Here is an 18,197-nt window from a genome sequence, read left to right as displayed (position 1 = left end):
CCCCCTCCCGGGGACATGCCCGATTGGGATACCGGCATCATGGAATGCGAGGGCAGGGATGATCCTCCGTGTCTTCCTGCCCCATCATCCCGACATTCCGCAACCCCGTCACGTCCCGGCCTTCCCTATGCGATGAAGCCCATCTGCACGAGCAGCTTGCGCGTCGTGGGCGAGAGGTTCAGCGCCGCGGCCTCCGCCGGCGACACCCAGCGCGCATCGCTCACGTCGTCCGCCGCACGCGGCTCTCCCCCCAGGTAATCGGCCAGGAAGTCGACGATGACGTAGTGGTACCTGATCCCGCCTTCGGTGTCCCTGTCGATGAAGTCAAAGACGTAGAAGGCATCCCTTGCCCGGACGGATATCCCCGTCTCCTCGAGGAGTTCCCGCTCGGCCGCTTCGCGCACCGTCTCCCCCAGCTCGACGAGACCCCCCGGTATGGCCCAGAAGCCTTTCCCCGGCGGGCTTGCCCGCTGCACGAGGAGGATCCTCCCCTCGTGGATCACGACGGCACCCACCCCGACCCGCGGCAGCTCCCGGTATGCACGCCCCGACTGTCCCTTCTCTTCGCTCATCGGCCCAAACGGTTCCTTTCCAGCAGGGCGAAAGCCCGGCGGGCCTCCCCGACAAACGCCCTCACCCGGGCGGGGTCCTTCGCCCCGTCGGGGGCCTCAACGCCCGTGTGGGCGTCGACGCCCGCGGGGCGTACCGCGAGGATGGCACGGCCCACGTTTCCGGGCGTCAGGCCCCCGGCGAGGATGACGGGCCTCGGCGCCGCCTCGACGATCCGCCGGCTCGCCGCCCAGTCGTGTGTTTTGCCCGTCGCCCCGCGCGCGCCCGTCTGCGGGTCCCAGGTGTCCGTGATGAAGGCATCGACGCAGGGCCCGAACTCCCGGGCGTCGCGCAGCAGGGCGTCGAGATTCCCCGGCCGCACGACGAGTGCCCTGACGAGGAAGAGTCCCGCGCGGCTCTGCTTGAGCCTGCGCGTCTCGGCGGCCGTGATGTCGCCGTGCAGCTGGACCCTGCGGCACCCGAGCCTGTCAGCAAGGCCCGCGATCTCCGATGCCCTGTCGAGGTACGTGATGAGGACGGCCCGTTCGCCGATGCCGAGGGAGGCGATGACCGCCCCGGCCTCTGCCTCGGGCAGGTCCTCGTCGTGAAGCTCCAGCCGCAGGGGGAATCCCAGCCAGTCCGCACCCGCCCGCAGGACCATCCGGGCCTCCTCGAGGTCCCGGATGCCGGCGATCTGGACGATGCCCTCCACGGGCTTATCCTCGGGCTGCATCGCTTCGGGAAACGGCGAACTCGAAACGCACCGTATCGAGCGGTTCAGGGCTCGTATTGTAGTTTCGCTCGATGAACGTCACCCGGTCCTTGCGGTCGACGTAGAGCAGCGTGGACGAACGGGTCCCGTAGACGGGGCTCGTGATGAAGCGCGCCGACAGGACCCGCTCCCATTCGAGCCCGACGCCGGTATCCGGCAGCAAGCGGTCCTCCGCGATGGTGCGGTCCGACAGGATGGCGAAGAGCGCCTCGGGGGAGGGGTCCTCTCCCCGGGACAGCAGATCGCCGAGGGCCTCCTTGCCCCGGGCCACCTTCGGCCAGGGCGTGTCGAGCAGGTGGTTGCTCAGGCCGTACAGCCCCGGCGTCAGCGCGATCACGCCGCCCTTTCGGTTGGAATAGTAGTAGAGCTCCCGGGTCGTCCCGACGATGAGATTGAAGCCGTTGTAGGCGGCCCCCTTGCGCCTGACCTGCTCGAGATACCCCGCCGGGTCGGCCTGCCCCAGAAGATAGTCCGTCAGCAGCAGGCCCCGCGAGGGCGCGTCGCTGCGGTGCGACGCGGGGTCGCGGTAATTCGTGATTGCGGCGAGACGCCCGGAGCGGGTGACGCCGAACCAGGTGCCGCCGCCCTGGAGGTCCCTGCCGGCCAGGAGCTCCGGTGCCTCGGGCCAGAAGGCGGCCGGCCTCGAGGGGCGATCGTAGAACTCGTCGCGGTTGGCGGCGATGATGAGGCGGTACTCCGGGTGGATCTCGAAGGCGCAGAAGAACAGGCACATCAACCCGGCTCCCCCCGGGCGGTCCCGCCGCCCGCGACAGACAGGTTCCGCTTCACCGCCTCGAGGACCCGCGGCATGATCTCCCCCGCCTTGCCGTGGATGACCACATCGGCCTGGTCGTCGAAGTCGGTCACGGTAAGGTTGACGATCGCCACGGCGGCCCCGGCCTCCTTGGCATACACCGGCATGTAGGCCGCCGGGAAGACCACCAGGGAAGAGCCCACGACGATGAGCAGGTCGCAGCGGCGGGAGTGCTCGACGGCCTTCCGGAGCGCCTCGGCAGGCAGCTGCTCCCCGAAAAAGATCACGTCGGGCTTGAGGATGCCGTCGCAGTCGGGGCACAGGGGCGCCGCGTCCTCGAGCCGGACGCGGGAAAGCAGATCCGCCATGGCGAAGCGCCGCTGGCAGCCCAGGCAGCGCGCATGGTTCATGGTGCCGTGGAGCTCGTAGACCCGTTCGGGCGCGCTGCCCGCCTTCTGGTGGAGGTTGTCGATGTTCTGCGTGATGACGCAGTCGAGCTTCCCGAGCCTCTCCAGCTCGGCCACGGCGAGGTGGGCCCCGTTGGGCTGCGCGTTGGCGATGAGTCCGCTCTCGATCAGCAGCCGCCACTGCTTGAGGCGCGTCTCGGCGCTCGCGAGGAACCGGTAGATGGTGAATTCCTCGGGGTCGAACCGGGACCAGATCCCGCCGGGGCTGCGGAAATCGGGGATGCCCGATTCGGTGCTCACCCCGGCCCCGGTAAAGACCACGACCCGCCTCGCGCCGGTGATCAGCTCGGCCAGCTTCTCGATTTTCCCGCTCAGTCCGTCCTCTGCCACAGGGCACATCCGGGCGCCGGTATCGCCCCGCGCGGACGGCGGGGCATCGCCTCAGCATGCATAGTACATTTCGGGGGAAAAGAAAAGGTGTCAGGTATCAGGCGGCAGGCGAGGCTTTCAGGGTCCTCAACCGGTCCCTGTTCCCCGCCGCCTCTGGCCTGCTGCCCGTCTCTTCAGGGATGGTGCAGGATTTCACGGATGCTTTTCGAGAGGTCCCGCAGCTTGAAGGGCTTCTGGATGAACCCGTCGCAGCCCCGCTGGATGATCTCCGTGGCCTCGCCGTCGATGCTGTACCCCGAGAGCAGCAGGCACTTCATGTCGGGGTTCATGCTCTTGAGGCGGTCGAACACCTCACCGCCGCCCAGGCCCGGCATCACCACGTCCAGCAGGACGAGGTCGATCGAGCTGCCCTGTCTCTCGTAGAGCCTGATCGCCTCCTCGCCGTCCCTGGCGGTCAGGACCTGGTAGCCCATGGTTTCGAGAAGGGCCCTGCCGATCTCGAGCACCATGTCCTCGTCGTCGACGAGGAGCACCGTCCCATGGCCCCGGACGATCCCCTCCTGGCCTCGCTGGGGCTGGGAGATTTTCTTGGACGAGGCCGGCAGGTAGATGGAGAAGGTCGCGCCCCGGCCGGGCTCGGACTCCACGTCGATGAACCCCCCGTGGCCCTTGATGATCCCGTAGGTCGACGCAAGCCCAAGGCCCGTCCCGCGGCCCATTTCCTTGGTCGTGAAGAAGGGCTCGAAGATCCGTTCCTTGGTCTTCTCGTCCATCCCGACGCCCGTGTCGCTGACCGACAGCAGGACATACTTGCCGGGTTTCGGGTTGTAGAGCTTGCCCTTCATCTGCTCGTGGGTCGTGTTCGCCGTCCGGATGGTGATCGTGCCGCCGCCCCGCATCGCGTCGGCGGCGTTGACGAGCAGGTTCATCAGCACCTGCTCGATCTGCCCGGTGTCGGCCTCGATGGGGGCAAGGGTCCTGTCGAGATGGAGCTGGACCCGGATTTCCTTCCTCGTCCGGCTGAAGGTCTCGCAGGCGTCCTGCACGGTCTGGTTGAGATTGATGGGTCTCACCTCGTAGCGGCCCTTGCGGGCATAGCCCAGCAGCTGGGCCGTGAGGCGGGAGCCGCTGTCGACGAGTTTCTCGATGTTGCGCAGCCGCTCGTAGTGCTCGTGCTTCGGGCTCAGGTCGAAGAGCATCAGCGAGGCGTTCCCCTGGATGGCCATCAGGAGGTTGTTGAAGTCGTGGGCGATCCCGCCGGCCAGGGTGCCGATGGCTTCCATCTTCTGGGCCTGGCGCAGCTGGGCCTCGAGGAGCTTCTTCTCCTCCTCGGCGCGCTTGCGCTCCGTGATGTCCCGGGCAATGCCGTAGATGCCGCGGATCTTGCCCCCGCTCTCCTCGGAGAACTCCTCCATGGCGGCGGCGCGCAGCTCCACGACGGAGATGCCGTCGCCGGTCGCGGGTTTCGTCCGGCAGCGCAGCCGCACCTCCATGCAGTCCGACAGGGGCCTCCCCTTGGCCGCGGCCTCGAAGAAGGCCCGGACCTTTTCAACATCCTCCTCGAAGACGATGGTGGAGAACGCCTTTCCCCGCAGCGAGGCGGTCTCGTAACCCAGGAGGCTCTCGACGGTGTCGTTGACGAAGAGGAACTCACCCTTCTCCCCGAGCGTGAAGATGATGTCGGGCGAGTGCTGCACGAGATGGCGGTACCGTTCCTCGGTGGCCGCGAGATGGTTCCGGAAGATGTCCCGCTCGGCCCTCAGCCGCTTCTGGTCGAGGGCGTTCTCCACGCGCCTGACGAGCTCGTCGTGCTCGAAGGGCTTGCCGAGATAGTCGTAGGCGCCCCGCTTCAGGGCCTCCACGGCCGACTCGATGGAGGCGTGGCCCGTCATCATGATGACCGTCACGTCGGGATACCGGTCCTTGACGAAATCCAGCAGATCGAACCCGTCCATCTCCGGCATCATGAGATCGAGGAGCATGAGGTCGCAGCGGTTGGTCTCCAGCCAGGCCACGGCGTCCCGCGCCGAAGGGCATGTCTCGATGCGGTAGTTGCGCTCCCCGAGCAGGATCCGGACGCTCTCGCACATCCGGATCTCGTCGTCCACAACCAGGATTCTGGGGGTTCCCGTCATTGCCTGCTCCGATTCACGTTTTTTTCGCGGGCCCATTCAGGGGAAAGCGCATCACGAAGATCGTGCCCCTGCCTTCCGCGCTGTCGCACCGGATCGATCCGCCGAGGTCCCGGACGATGCTGTGCACGACGGACAGGCCGAGTCCCGAGTGCCCCTCGCCCTTCGTCGTCACGTAGGGCTCGAAGAGCCTCTGCCGGACCGCCTCGGGCAGTCCGGGCCCCTCGTCCCGCACCGAGATCTCCACGGCCTGCTCCGCCTTGCCGTTGGGTTTGCCGGCCATCTCCTCGAGGCCCTTCGAGACCAGGCAGCGGGTCCGCACGAAGAGGTTGCCGCCCTGGGGCATGGCCTCGATGGCGTTTTTCAGGAGATTGATGAGGACCTGCTTCAGGCCGTTGCGGTCCGTGACCAGCCCCGGCAGCGCCGGGTCGAGATCGAGATGGAAGCGGATCCGGCTCGTCGCCGAAAAGGACTTGTCGATGATCACGACGAGGTCCCGGATGAGCCCGTTGACGTCCACGGACTGGCGCACGCGCTCCTTCTCGGCGGTGAGGTCCGTGAGCTGGCGGACGATGAGCGCGACGCGGTCGATCTCCTCGTTGACGATCCGCAGCTCGTCCTGGGCCGCGTTGTCGGCCCCGAGTTTCATGCCGAGGATCTTGAGGTAGTTCTTGATGATGCTCAGCGGGTTGTTCACCTCGTGGGCGACCTTGCGGGCGAGGGCCGACGAGGCGGCAAGGCGTCCCGCCTGGTAGAGCCGGGTCTGGGCCATGCGCATCTGGTCGAGCTTCAGGGCCATGGCCACCTGGTCGCCGTAGAGGTTCAGCAGCCTCGACTCGGCCTCGAGCGACTGGATGGTGGCCCGGTCCGCCCCGATCACGAAAACGCCCACCCTCTCCTTCTGGGCCGCCAGGGGCAGGCACAGGATCTCCTCGCCGCCGAGCAGGCGGATGAGCATTTCGTCCATGATCGTCAGGGGTCCCCGGCCGCGGAGCTCGCGGGTGCCCAGGATCGCCTTCCCGGTCAGGGCCTGCACGGGAAGCGCATCGCTGCGGCCCATGGGGATGGTCAGCTCCTGCCCGGGGGGAAGCCGCGAGCCGGCCGTGCCCTGCAGAACGAGCAGCTCGCGGTCCCGATCGTGGACGAAGAGCAGGACGGCAGGCGTGCCGAAGAGGATCTCGAGACCCCGCCTGGCGGCCCTGTGCAGGGCCTCGCGGTCGATGGCTTCCGTCAGGCCCTGCAGGGCGGCCTGCAGCAGCGCCACGTCCCGGACCCGGCCGTTGAGGGCCGCCTGCATCGTCTCGTCCCTCTCGTCGGGGGGCGGGGGCTGCGGGTCGACGGGGTCGATCGAAATGCCCAGAGACTCGGCGAGCTCACGCACCTCCTCCCGGGCGGCGGCGAGCATGTCCGTGACGTCGGCGAAACCGATCCCGAAGAGTTCCCGGACGGCCTTTTGCCGGTTGAAATCGGAATCGGGCATGTCGGCCAGCAGGTTCGCCGCATAGACGATCTTGACGAGCGGGAAGGCGCCGTGGATCCGCTCGAGCGGTTCGTGGTGGTAGCGCGCAGCGTCCGCCGTGAAGGCGTCGAGACCCCAGCGCGCGAGCAGCCAGGCGCCCACCTCGGCGTGGGTGATCCCCATCCGGGTCTCCCCTTCCAGCAGCAGCTCCGAGCGGCCTCCCGCGGCCGCGAGCACCTTGCCGTATTCCTCGGGGAAATGGACCCAGAGCACCAGGCGGCCCACGTCGTGCAGCATCCCCGAGAGGAAGGAGACCTCGGGGGCGCTGAAGGATGTCTTTTCGGCAAGCCTCCGTGCCAGCACGGCGCACAGCAGGGCATGGCGCCAGTAGAGCTTCATGTGAAACGGGCCCCGGCCGTTGACCCGCGAGAAGACCTGGTGGATGGACGCGCTCACGGCGATGCTGCGCACGGCATCGCGCCCCAGCTGGAACAGGGCGTCGTCGACGCGGGTGATCTTCTCCGCACGGCGGTAGAACGGGGAATTGACGACCGACAGGACCCTGCCCGCAAGGGCGGTGTCGCTGTTGATGATGCCGGCGATCTCCTGGATCGCCGTCTCCTCGCCGCGGCAGGCCTCCAGGAGCTTCAGAAGCACCTGGGGCAGCGACGGGAGGACCCTCGAGGCCGCAATCTGCGACAGAAACCGGCCCGCCTGGTCATTCGGATTTGACGGTCTGTTCTCCATAAAGGCAACCCGTGAACATAAAAGCAACTTTTATGCCGAACCCCGCGGCCGTCCTTTCTCACGCCTTTCCCCCGCGCCGTCTTCCGGATGGGGCCTGTCCGGCAGGATGACAGGCCGCCGCCGAAAGCAGCCGGGAGAGGCTGCGGGCCGCAGCCGGTGCGGGGCAAAGGGGGTTGCCGGGCCCTACGGCCGTCCCCCCGTCAGGGGGACAAAGCGGACGGGCAGAAGGCTTTTCGTCGTGACGTGTCCGTTCAGGTCCTTTTCGACCAGCATGATGTGCTGGATCGTGTAGGGGCTGCCCACGGGGATCACCATCCTTCCCGCTGCCTTCAGCTGGGCAATGAGGGGCGGCGGGATATGGCCGGCTGCCGCCGTCACCATGATGGCATCGAAAGGCGCCTTGTCGGGCCACCCGGCGTAGCCGTCCCCCGTCCGGACCTCCACGTTGCCGTAACCGAGGTCCCGGAGACGGGCCCTCGCCGATTCGGCCAGTTCGGGGATGATCTCGATCGTGTACACCTTCCGGTAGAGGGGCGACAGGACAGCCGCCTGGTACCCGGAACCGGTGCCGATCTCGAGAACGGTCCCCGAGCCGTCGGGCTGCAGGATCTCCGTCATGTAGGCCACGATGTAGGGCTGGGAGATCGTCTGGCCGTGACCGATCGGCAGGGGCCTGTCCTCGTAGGCGGACGACCGGAGGCCCTCCGGCACGAAGAGGTGGCGGGGCGTGGTCCGCATCGCCTTCAGGACGCCCTCGTGGCGCACGCCGCGGGCGACGATCTGTTCCGTGACCATCGCCTCGCGGAGCACGTCGAAATCCTTCACGGCGGGCTGCCCGAGGAACCAGCCGTCCGAGGAGCCCGCGAGGAGAACCGCCGCCAGGAGAATCGCCGCAGCAACGGCAAGCACCGCATTGCGAGGTTTCATGGCGCCGCCCCCTGTGGTATCCTTTCAGCCATGGGTTATGCGATTGCCGCCGACATCGTCATCGTGATCCACTTCCTGTGGATCGCCTTCGTGATCCTGGGATTCCCCTTCTTTCTGTGGGTCAACAGCGCCCGGTGGCGCCTCATCCACCTGGCCGCCGTGATTGCGATGGTCCTGATGCAGATCACGCGCTCCATCTGCCCCCTGACCTACCTCGAGGCCTGGCTCAAGTCGGAGGGGCGGGGGGCGGAGGTCTACCCGGGCAAGTTCATCATCGAGACGATCGAGCGCCTGATCTACGTGGACTCGGTCACCCTGGAGAAGATCACCTGGGCCACGGGCGCCTATCTCGGGCTCATCGTCCTGTCCTTCCGGTTCCGGCCGATCCCGAAAAAGAAGAAGGTGAGAAGTTGAGAAGGTGGGAAGGTTGGAAAGGCCGACGATATCGGTATCACGCAGTGGCTTTCCGTGTGCATCTTCCCACCGTCTTACCCTCTGGTGTTCTTATAACACAGTTGGCCGGCCGTGCAAGCACGGCCGGCTGCGGCAATCCCCGCTTGCATTCGCCCTGCCGATGGTTTACCTTGGCTCCCGGGTGAAGCCATGACCGAGAAGCCTGCCCTCCGCCGGGACATCCAGATGATCATGACCCTCGTCGAGGGACGCCGGGTTGTCGTCTTCCAGGACCCCTACGACCTGAGCCGCCAGCAGCTCGCCGTCGATGCGGGCGCGCTGCCGCTTCTCCAGATGCTCGACGGCCGGCACGACATCCGGGACATCCAGCGGGAACTGACGAACCGCAGCGGCGGGCGCCTCGTCTATCTCTCCGACATCGAGTCCTTTCTCGAGAGCCTGGACCGGGCGTATCTCCTGGACAGCGAGTCCTTCCGACGGGAGATGGAGTCGCTCTGCCGCGCCTTCGAGCGGGCGCAACACCGTCCCTGCGCCCATGCGGGGAAGTCCTACGACGCCGACCCGGAGAGGCTGTCGCGGTTCATCGAGGAGACGGAGGCGGAACTTTCCCGGATTGAGCCGTGGCCGCGCGAGGTGCACGCGCTGGTGGCCCCTCACATCGACATCCGGGTGGCCCGCCGCACGTATGTCGGCGCCTACAGGCACCTCAAGGGGAGGCGTTACGACCTCGTCGTGATCCTGGGGATCAATCATCACCTGCAGGACGGCCTTTTCTGCGTGTCGGCCAAGAACTACCTGACCCCGTTCGGCGAGCTCCGGACGGACCGGGATTTCATCCGTTCCCTCGAGGGCCGCGTGCCGCAGGGCACGCTCTCGCATAGCGACTTCGGCCACAAGATCGAGCACTCCATCGAGTTTCAGGCCCTGTTCCTGCGCCACTACCTCGGGGACACGCCGATCGTGCCCATCCTCTGCGGGGGCATGCACGAGTTTCTCCTTGCCCGACAGGACCCGTTCGAGGACGGCCGGTTCACGGGCTTCGCGGAGGCGCTGCGGGAGCAGGCGGGCAAACGGGGCAGCGTGCTCTTCGTGGCGGGGGTCGATCTGTCGCACGTGGGGCTGAAGTTCGGCGACAGGCTGCCCGCAGAGTCGATCCTGGCCCGCGCGCAGGCCAATGACCGGCGCATTCTCGACGCCCTGCTCGCCGCCGACGGGCGGGCGATCTTCGCAAACGCAGCGGAGACGGCCGATGCCTACAAGGTCTGCGGACTGCCCGCCCTCACCCTGACGGCCGAGCTCGTGAAGGGCAAGACGGGGGTCCTGCTCGATCACGGGACCTACCGGGAGGCGGCGACGTCGAGCGCCGTGACGTACGCGGCGGCGATCTTCACAAGCTGAGCAACGGGGTTCAGGCAGGAGACGGCAGGAACGGAAAAGCCCAAAAAAACGGCGGGGCAATCCCGCCGTTTCCTTTTCACCCCGTGCCCTTGCGCCTGGACCCTGCCCGTCATCCCCCCGCCGTCTGACCGAAGGCGGTATTGGCGTAGAGGTATTCCATCTTCTCCTTGTGCCTCATCTCCTCGCCGGCCATTCTCAGGAGAAGTTCCTTCACCGGCCCCTCGGGGTAGAGATCGGCAAGGGCCTTGTAGAAATGATGGGCGTTGATCTCCCGGTTGGCCGCAACGAGGAACACGTCCACGGAGTTCATGTCCTTCTTCACGTCGGGCTGCTTCAGGTGCTCGGCCACCTTGTAATCCACGGGCAGTTCGGGCCGCATGACGGCGTCGCAGGACATTTCCTCCCTGCACGTGACGAGAAAGGCCTTGTGCCTTGCCTCCTCGTCAGCGAGGTACTGCAGGGTGTCCCTGGCCGCCTTGTCCTCGACGACCTTGCTGAGGTTCAGGTAAAAGGTGTGGGCCTCTTCCTCCCTCTGGATGGCAAGATCGAGGACCGATCGCAGCGTGTCGCTTCCCATGACGCCTGCTCCCCTTCAAAATCTCTGCCCGCCTGTTGCTCCGCTTAGAAAAAGTAGTCCCTCCGCGGCCAAAGTGCAAGCGGAAACCCTTCCGGAAGAAAGCTTTCGATTGCCTCGGGAACACCGATCTGATAGAATCCCGACGCTTTTTGAAGGCGACCCCAGACCCTACCCGGAGGCAGTCATGACGGTGAAAACGAACGAGGACCATGTCTTTTACAGGACCCCGACCAAGTACTACCCCACCGTGGAGCGCGGCGAGGGCGTATACATCTACGACAAGGAAGGCAGGCAGTACATCGACGGCTCGGGCGGCGCGGCCGTGGTGAACATCGGCCACGGGGTGAAGGAAATCGAGGAGGCGATGCTGCAGCAGGCCAGCCGCATCGCCTTCACCCACGGCACGCAGTTCACGAGCGAGGCCGCCATCGGCCTCGCCGAGCGGATCGTCAGGATGTCGCCCCCGGGGCTCTCCCGGGTCTACTTCCTCTCGGGCGGCTCCGAGGCGGTGGAGACGGCCATGAAGATGGCGCGGCAGTACCAGGTTGACCGGGGCCTGCCCCTGAAGTACAAGGTCATCTCCCGCTGGGCCAGCTACCACGGCAACACCCTCGGTGCCCTGGCGCTGAGCGGGCACACGGGCAGGCGGCGCTACTACCAGCCGCTCATGCTGCACACCCCCCACATCGCGCCCTGCTACTGCTACCGATGCCCCCTGAACCTCACCCCCGAGCGATGCAGCGTCGAGTGCGCCGACGAGCTCGAGAAGGCCATTCTCTACGAGGGGCCCGATTCCGTGTCGGCGTTCATCGCCGAGCCCGTCGTGGGGGCCACGGCGGGGGCGCTCGTGCCGAAGGACGGCTACTTCCAGCGCATCCGCGAGATCTGCGACAAGTACGACGTGCTGCTCATCTCCGACGAGGTCATGTCGGGCGTGGGCCGGACGGGCCGCAACTGGGCCCTCGACCACTGGGGCGTCGTGCCCGACCTGATCGTGGCCGCCAAGGGGCTTGCCAGCGGCTACACCCCGCTCTACGTCGTCGTCGCCAAGGAGGAGATCCACCGGGTCATCAAGGAGAAAAACGGCACCTTCGTCCACGGCCACACCTACAGCCAGAACCCGCTGTCCTGCGCGATCGGCTCCGCCGTCCTGGATTACATGCAGAAGCACGACCTCGTCGCCGCCTCGGCAAGGAAAGGCGTCTACCTGCTGGAGAAGCTGCAGGGGCTCCGCAAGCATGCCATCGTGGGCGACGTGCGCGGCCTGGGGCTCTTTGCCGGCATCGAGTTCGTGAAGGACAAGAAGACGAAGGAGCCCTTCGACCCGAAGCTTCGGATCAACGTGCTGGTCGGCAACAGCGCCTTCGCCAAGGGCCTCATCTCCTACCCCGGCGGGGGCGGCGCCGACGGCATCAGGGGCGACCACAGCCTGCTGGCGCCCCCGTTCATCATCACCGAGGCCCAGATCGACAGGATGGTCGAGATCCTGGACGAGGCGATCGGGGAGACGGAGAAGAAGGTGCTCGGGTAAGCAGGGTATGGCGATGGATCGGGATTCTGGAGAGCGAAGTTAGACGCGTTTTCGTCAACCGCTCTTCGCGAAACGGAACGTCCGCAGCGCAAACTGTTTGAGCCCGGAGGGCGAGTTTTTGCGCCTGCAGTGGAGTGAGCGTTAGAGCGGTCGAAAACCGTCTATTCGCCGGAAGAATTCCGATCAAGAGCCGCTCTCATTTCGGTCAACGACATATCAACGCAGCAAGAGGATCTCGAATGGAAAAAGTCATCATCACCGCAGCCATCACCGGAAGCCGCATGATGCGGGACATCGCCCCGTACATCCCCATCACCCCCGACGAGATCGCCCAGTCGGCCATCGAGGCCTGGCAGGCCGGCGCGTCGATTGCCCACATCCACGTCCGCGACCCGGAGACGGGCCTTGGCAGCCAGGACATCAACCTCTTCCGCCGCGTCGTGGACCGGATCCGGGAGAAGACGGATCTCATCCTCAGCCTCACCACGAGCGGCATCCCCGGCCGGAACCTGCCGACGGCGGAGCGGCTCGCGCCGCTGCAGCTCAAGCCGGAGCTTGCCTCCTACGACGCAGGCTCGATCAACCTCGGCGGCAAGGCCTTCATCAACGACCCGGCCTTCCTCGACGAGGCGGCGAGGATGATGAAGGAGGCCGGGGTGAAGCCCGAGATCGAGATCTTCGACCTGGGCATGATGGTGACGGCCCTGCGACTGAGGGACGAGGGGAAAATCGACGAGCCGATGCACTTCCAGTTCTGCCTCGGGACCCCCTGGGGGGCGCCGGCCACGCTGAAGTCGTTCCTGCACCTCTACGAGCACATGCCCAAGAATGCCACGTGGTCCATCTTCGGCGTCGGGCGGGGCTTCCTGCCCATGGCCATGATGGGGCTGGTCATGGGAGGGCACATCCGGGTGGGCATGGAGGACAACATCTACGTCAACCCCGGCGTGCTCGCGAAGACGAATGCCGAGCTCGTGGAGCGGGTCGCCGTGATCTGCCGGGCCTACGGGCGCGAGATCGCCACGCCCGCGGAGGCGAGGAAGATCCTGGGTTTCACGAAATAGGGGCCCGCATATTAGGGAGGGCCGATAAAACAAAACGGCGGGGTCAATTCCCGCCGGTTTTGTTTTACTTTCAGTGTTTCAGGCCGTACTTCTTCATCTTGTACCGCAGCATCCTCTCGCTGATCCCCAGGATGCCCGCCGCCCTCGTCTGATGATGGTCGGCCTCCTCGAGGGCCTTGAGGATCATCTGCTTCTCCAGCTCCTCGATGGACTCCTTCAGCCTTCCCTCCCCCGCCGTCTCGGCGGCACCCGAGAAGCGGTCCCCGAAAGGCAGATCGGCCACCGTGATGATCGAGTCCCGCGCGATGACCACGGCCCGCTCGAGGATGTTGATGAGTTCGCGCACGTTGCCCGGGTAGTCGTACTTCAGCAGCTGGTCGCGGGCCTCCTGGCTGATGCCCTCGATGTCTTTCGCGTTTTCGGCGGCGAATTTCCTCAGGAAGTGGTCGATGAGGGCCGGGATGTCCTCCTTGCGCTCCTTCAGGGGCGGGATGTACATGTCCACGACGTTGAGCCGGTAGTAGAGGTCCTCGCGGAATGCGCCTTCCTTGACCCTCGCCTCGAGATCGCGGTTCGTGGCGGTGATGATCCGGACGTCGGAGCGGAGGACCTGGTTTCCGCCGACCCTCTGGAACTCCCGCTCCTGGAGGAAACGCAGCAGCTTGATCTGCACGGCCGGGGTCAGCTCCCCGATCTCGTCGAGGAAGAGCGTCCCCCCGTCGGCTTCCTCGAAGCGGCCGATTCGCCGTGCCGTCGCCCCGGTGAAGGACCCCTTCTCGTGGCCGAAGAGCTCGCTCTCGAGCAGCGTCTCGGGGAGGGCGCCGCAGTTGACCGCGATCAGCGGCCGCGCCTGACGCGGGCTCAGGTTGTGGATCAGGCGGGCGAAGAGTTCCTTTCCCGTCCCGCTCTCGCCGCGGATGAGCACCGTGGCCCGGCTCGGGGCGATCCTCCCCGCAAGGTTCACGAGGGTCTCCATCTGGGGGCTTCGGTAGACGATCTGATCGGCGGTGACCCCCGTCTCCTGGAGGCGCCGGCGCATCATCTCATTTTCCCGCAGCAGGATGCGACGCTCCGAGAGCCGGTTGACGTGGATCAGGAGCTCGTCGAGATCGATGGGCTTCGTCACGTAGTCGACGGCCCCCGCCTTCATGGCCTCGACGGCCGTCTCGATCGTCCCGTAGGCCGTCATCATGATGACGTCGATTTCCGGGTTGAGCTTCTTGACCTCCTGCAGGACCTGCAGGCCGTTCATGCCGGGCATCTTGTAGTCCATCAGGAGAAGGTCGAAGTACGACGCGCGGACCTCCGCAAGGGCCTTCTCGCCCGTTTCGGCCTCGGCCACGGTGTGGCCTTCCTTGCGCAGGAAGTCGCGGAGCATCTCCCTCTGGATCTGCCCGTCTTCAACGATCAGGATGCTGAGTTTCTTCATGCCTCTCCGTGCAGCCCGTCCCCTTCCTCTCCGGCACGGTGCGCCCTGCCGGTCGAATTATCACAATCGGCGGGACTTTGCCACACCCCGTCCGCCCCTCAGCGGGCGGGGGCCGCCGCGGAAGCCGGCCGGGTCGGCAGCGTGACCTCGAACGTCGTTCCCCTGCCGACCGCGCTCTGGACGCGGATGGTCCCGCCGTGGCCGCGGATGATTTCATAGGCGATGGGCAGGCCGAGGCCCAGCCCTTTTTCCTTGGTGGTGTAGTCGGGGTCGAAGATCTTCTCGACCTCCTCCGGCGCCAGGCCGGAGCCCGTGTCGGAGATCCGGACGACGGCCCGGTCGGCCGACGGCTTCTCGACGGCAATGTCGATGGAGCCCGGACCGTCGATGGACTCGATGGCGTTCTTGACGATGTTGATCAGGGCCTGCTGCAGCTTGTCCACGTCCATGGGGACCATGAGGGCGTCCGGCTCCGGCTTCAGGGTGAGCGTGATCCCGCGCGCCCGGGCCTCCTCGCCCATGAGCCGCGCCAGTTTCTGGATGACCTCGGTCAGCGAATAGTCGCGAAGCTCGAGCCGCCTGCTGCGGGAGAAGGTGAGGAAGTCCTCGATGATGACGTTCAGGCGGCGGATCTCGTCGCGGATGACCCCCGTGAGGCGGCCGAACTCCTGGCTCTTGTCCTCCTCGCAGGGAAGGAACTCCCGCTGGAGCCGCTGGCTCGCCATGCTGATGGCGTTGAGGGGGTTGCGGATCTCATGGGCCACGCCGGCTGCGAGCTGGCCGAGGGAGGAGAGCCGCTCCGACTGCTCGAGACGCTTGCGCATCTCGTCGAGACGGGCAAGGTGGCGCTTGTGGTTCTGGAAAACGAACCAGAGGGAGGACAGGCCCGCCAGAACGATGAAGCCCATCGAGAGGAAGAGGAAGTGGCGGTTGGTCTCCAGGATCTGGTCCATGCGGTCCCTCTGGAAGCCGACCCGGACGATCCCGACGGGACGCCCGTCCATGGTGAGCGGGGCCATGACCATGACGTGCTCCCGCTCGCCCAGGGTGACGCCGCGGGCGGTCACGGCAAGGGACCCGGCCAGGAGCTCTTTTTCCTGGGCCGTCATCTCCTGGATCGCCGGCTGCTCTCCCCTGGAACCCAGCACGGCGCCGCGGCCGTCCAGAACGGCCACGAAGACGACCCCCGGGGTTTGCGCCGCCTCGTCGACGGCCCGCTGCATTGCGATTCGAATGCCCCAGCGCTGCAGGGCAGCCTCGTCCAGGGCGACGATCACCGTCCCGTTGCCGCCGCTGCGCCGCAAGGCCACGACACCGCTGCGGCCCGCCCTCTCGGAGCGGCCGAAGAGGTCGATCACGAGATCCTTCTTCTTCTTCACGGCGGGCTCGGCGCGCAGGAGGATCTGCCTCGGGAGAGGCCGGCTCTGAAAGAGGGCACGGCCCGAGTCATCGACGACGGCCAGCAGCCAGAGCCCCTCCCGCTCCATCACCGCCTTGGCCTCTTCCGGGGGGATGACCCCGGACGGCCAACGGGCGTCGATCGAGCGGAGCACGTTGACCAGGGCACGGATCAGAGACTCCTGGGTCAGGAAGGTCTCGTCCGTCAGCGGGATGAGGGTCTCGCCGGCCGCCTCGCCCCGGAGCATCTGCATGATGCTCGTGTAGCTGACCAGGGCCTCCCGCTCGATCTTTTCGGCCACGTCGAGCCCCCTGACTTCCATGAAATTGACAAGGGAGCGGTCGAGCCGGTTGAGGTCCATGAGGCCCATGACCAGGATCAGGATCACGAAAATCGTGCAGGAAATGATCAGCGTGATGGGGCGCAGGAGGATCTGGCTGGCTGAGGGGATTTGATTCATCCGGCTATCCGGTGAGAAAAGGGGTTCTCCGGTTTGCTCATCGAACGGGCTTCTTCGTCGCCGGTTGCTGGTCCGCGGCGGAGTGCCAGCGCTGGAACTGCTCGGGTGTCAGGATCTTTCTCATCTCGATCTCGAATTCGATCTTTTCGCGGATCAGCTGGGTGTCGATGGCCTCGATCTCCTTTCCCTTGGCCCGGATGCTTTCCTCGGAGGCGGCAGGGTCGCGCAGGAGATCGCGGTACTGGATGCTCTTTCCAATGATCTCGCTGCGCAGCTTCAGGATCCGGTTCGAGTAGTGCGCCCGGATCCGTTTCATCTCCCTGTCCTGGGCCTCCGTGAGCTTCAGCTCCTTCACGAGGGAAACTTCGCGGCTCATCGCGTTCCCGGGATCGGGCCGCTGGTCGCGGCCGGCAACCTGCGCCTGGCTATCCGGGACGAGGCAGATCAACAGGAAAAGAACAGGAAGAATGCCTCTCAGCTTCATGACCGACTCCTCTTTGGGCGCCGGATCGAGCCGGCGCCGCCCTTTACCCGTTCCGCAGGGACGTCCCGGCGCGCGCTGAAACAGTGAACCCCATCATGATACAAATGTCAAGCATGGCTCCCGATTCTTGCTCCGGCCCGTTTCGACATTAATGTCGAGGATGTCGGCAGGCGCGCATCAATGCAAGTATTCAAAAATGATGAACTTTTTAAAAGCCGCCTGCCGCGGCCGACATTTCTTGCCTCCACGCCCCGTCATGCCCGGCGGGAGAGAAAGGCGAATTGAGGAAAATAGCGCGCAATATCAATGTCTTGTCCGAATGCCGTATTCATGGCACGCTCCCTGCAAAACTTCGAGGCACAAGGTAACTGCAAATGAGGTGCCCAACAACAGCGAGGAGGGCCTTCATTCAAGCGAAGCAGCCGATTAAGAGTTTCAAAAAAACAGTTTCAATCGCTTAAGAATCTCCTCCTTCACGAGCGATAAACTCCAAAGGGGAGGTCGAAAGACCTCCCCGCCCCCCCTCTTTTGAACCCCGATTTGCCTTCCCAATAAGACGGTATCCGGTTGCCGTGCTTGATTCCGTGCGAGCGAATTGCTTTGCGGGTTCGAGAGTGTGTCAAGCAGTCCGGGATCTCGGCCCCCGCCGCGGCGGAGACAGGCCCTGAGGGATGACTGTGAGAAATTCCCTCTACAATGCCTTGACAAGCGCCATAGCCGTGAGCAGAAAAAAAGGTGGCTACGGAGTGAAAAGGCGTCTATAATCGCCGCAACTTTACAGAAGGGGGAAAAACATGAGCAGCTACCAGGGAAGCGACATCTTTCAATTCGCCATCCGCATGGAAGAGAACGGCGAAAAGTTTTATAATTATGCAGCATCCATGACCAAGGACCCCAAGGTCTACGGCATATTCACCAAGCTGGCCTCCGAGGAGATCAAGCACCGCAAGCTCTTTGCCGACATGTTCTCCAAGATCGACACGGTCATGCCGAAGGAGAGCTACCCCGGCGAGTACATGGCCTACCTGCAGGCCAGCATCGACGGGAAGGTCTTCGTGATGTCGGCGGCCAAGGAGCTGGCCGACGTCAAGGACGTGGCCGCGGCGCTGGATTTTGCCATTGGACGGGAGCTCGACTCGGTTCTCTATTACTCGGAAATGAAGAAGTACGTGACGGAATCCGCCCAGGGCCTTCTCGATCAGGTCATCGACGAGGAGCGCAAGCACGTCGTGATCCTCTCGGAGATCAAGAAGAACCTGTAAGGGCCCCGCCGGGCAGCCTGGGAAGGGGCCCGGAGGCGGCCG

At 65.4% G+C, this 18,197-nt stretch carries 16 protein-coding genes; 5 read left to right on the top strand and 11 right to left on the bottom strand.

Annotated elements, in window-relative coordinates; translation table 11 throughout:
• Window positions 1–125: 125 nt before the first annotated feature.
• From HPY67_05135 to HPY67_05105, 7 genes are all read right to left on the bottom strand, one after another.
• Window positions 126–572 carry an NUDIX hydrolase gene (locus tag HPY67_05135; protein NPV04100.1) on the bottom strand — a complete coding sequence of 149 codons (447 nt, stop codon included), beginning with the start codon at window positions 570–572 and terminating at the stop codon, window positions 126–128.
• Complete coding sequence (locus tag HPY67_05130) at window positions 569–1,282, bottom strand: phosphoribosylanthranilate isomerase (protein ID NPV04099.1); 714 nt, start codon at window positions 1,280–1,282, stop codon at window positions 569–571. Before HPY67_05130 ends, HPY67_05135 begins: the two co-directional genes overlap by 4 nt.
• Complete coding sequence (locus tag HPY67_05125) at window positions 1,266–2,054, bottom strand: NRDE family protein (GenBank protein NPV04098.1); 789 nt, start codon at window positions 2,052–2,054, stop codon at window positions 1,266–1,268. The genes HPY67_05130 and HPY67_05125 overlap by 17 nt, the downstream gene beginning before the upstream one ends.
• Complete coding sequence (locus HPY67_05120) at window positions 2,054–2,881, bottom strand: NAD-dependent deacylase (protein ID NPV04097.1); 828 nt, start codon at window positions 2,879–2,881, stop codon at window positions 2,054–2,056. Before HPY67_05120 ends, HPY67_05125 begins: the two co-directional genes overlap by 1 nt.
• Window positions 2,882–3,045: 164 nt before the next feature.
• On the bottom strand, window positions 3,046–5,007 hold the full coding sequence (locus tag HPY67_05115; protein NPV04096.1) for a response regulator: 1,962 nt from the start codon (window positions 5,005–5,007) through the stop codon (window positions 3,046–3,048).
• 13 nt (window positions 5,008–5,020) lie between these two features.
• Complete coding sequence (locus tag HPY67_05110; protein ID NPV04095.1) at window positions 5,021–7,210, bottom strand: HDOD domain-containing protein; 2,190 nt, start codon at window positions 7,208–7,210, stop codon at window positions 5,021–5,023.
• A 183-nt stretch (window positions 7,211–7,393) separates the two neighbouring features.
• Window positions 7,394–8,137: a protein-L-isoaspartate(D-aspartate) O-methyltransferase gene (locus tag HPY67_05105; GenBank protein NPV04094.1), complete on the bottom strand. Its 744-nt coding sequence runs from the start codon at window positions 8,135–8,137 to the stop codon at window positions 7,394–7,396.
• Window positions 8,138–8,167: 30 nt separating this feature from the next.
• On the opposite strand from HPY67_05105, the gene HPY67_05100 reads away from it, so the two are divergent.
• Both HPY67_05100 and amrB read left to right on the top strand, forming a co-directional pair.
• A complete protein-coding gene (locus HPY67_05100) occupies window positions 8,168–8,551 on the top strand; it encodes a DUF2784 domain-containing protein (protein ID NPV04093.1) in 384 nt (127 codons plus the stop codon).
• Window positions 8,552–8,740: 189 nt separating this feature from the next.
• On the top strand, window positions 8,741–9,949 hold the full coding sequence (gene amrB / locus HPY67_05095) for an AmmeMemoRadiSam system protein B (GenBank protein ID NPV04092.1): 1,209 nt from the start codon (window positions 8,741–8,743) through the stop codon (window positions 9,947–9,949).
• A gap of 109 nt (window positions 9,950–10,058) precedes the next feature.
• Here amrB and HPY67_05090 read toward each other — a convergent pair whose 3' ends face one another.
• Entirely contained in the window at window positions 10,059–10,526 is a 468-nt protein-coding gene (locus HPY67_05090; protein ID NPV04091.1) for a ferritin family protein, read from the bottom strand.
• A 184-nt stretch (window positions 10,527–10,710) separates the two neighbouring features.
• On the opposite strand from HPY67_05090, the gene HPY67_05085 reads away from it, so the two are divergent.
• On the top strand, window positions 10,711–12,057 hold the full coding sequence (locus tag HPY67_05085) for an aspartate aminotransferase family protein (protein ID NPV04090.1): 1,347 nt from the start codon (window positions 10,711–10,713) through the stop codon (window positions 12,055–12,057).
• Window positions 12,058–12,296: 239 nt separating this feature from the next.
• Window positions 12,297–13,121, top strand: a complete 825-nt coding sequence (locus HPY67_05080; GenBank protein NPV04089.1) for a 3-keto-5-aminohexanoate cleavage protein — start codon at window positions 12,297–12,299, stop codon at window positions 13,119–13,121.
• Window positions 13,122–13,191: 70 nt separating this feature from the next.
• Here the strand turns inward: HPY67_05080 and HPY67_05075 are convergent, their stop codons facing one another.
• The 3 genes from HPY67_05075 to HPY67_05065 all read right to left on the bottom strand — a co-directional run bounded on the left by HPY67_05075 (window position 13,192) and on the right by HPY67_05065 (window position 16,893).
• A complete protein-coding gene (locus tag HPY67_05075) occupies window positions 13,192–14,550 on the bottom strand; it encodes a sigma-54-dependent Fis family transcriptional regulator (GenBank protein NPV04088.1) in 1,359 nt (452 codons plus the stop codon).
• 98 nt (window positions 14,551–14,648) lie between these two features.
• On the bottom strand, window positions 14,649–16,409 hold the full coding sequence (locus HPY67_05070; GenBank protein NPV04087.1) for a hypothetical protein: 1,761 nt from the start codon (window positions 16,407–16,409) through the stop codon (window positions 14,649–14,651).
• A gap of 37 nt (window positions 16,410–16,446) precedes the next feature.
• Entirely contained in the window at window positions 16,447–16,893 is a 447-nt protein-coding gene (locus HPY67_05065; GenBank protein ID NPV04086.1) for a periplasmic heavy metal sensor, read from the bottom strand.
• 794 nt (window positions 16,894–17,687) lie between these two features.
• Between HPY67_05065 and HPY67_05060 the strand changes: the two genes are divergently transcribed.
• Complete coding sequence (locus HPY67_05060; protein ID NPV04085.1) at window positions 17,688–18,155, top strand: ferritin family protein; 468 nt, start codon at window positions 17,688–17,690, stop codon at window positions 18,153–18,155.
• The last annotated feature ends 42 nt before the right edge of the window (window positions 18,156–18,197 follow it).

The organism is Syntrophaceae bacterium, from assembly GCA_013177795.1.
In the GTDB taxonomy this organism is placed as follows: Bacteria; Desulfobacterota; Syntrophia; order Syntrophales; family UBA2192; genus UBA2192.
Note: the sequence above shows the minus strand (reverse complement) of the source record. Positions and strands in the feature narration are given on the sequence as shown.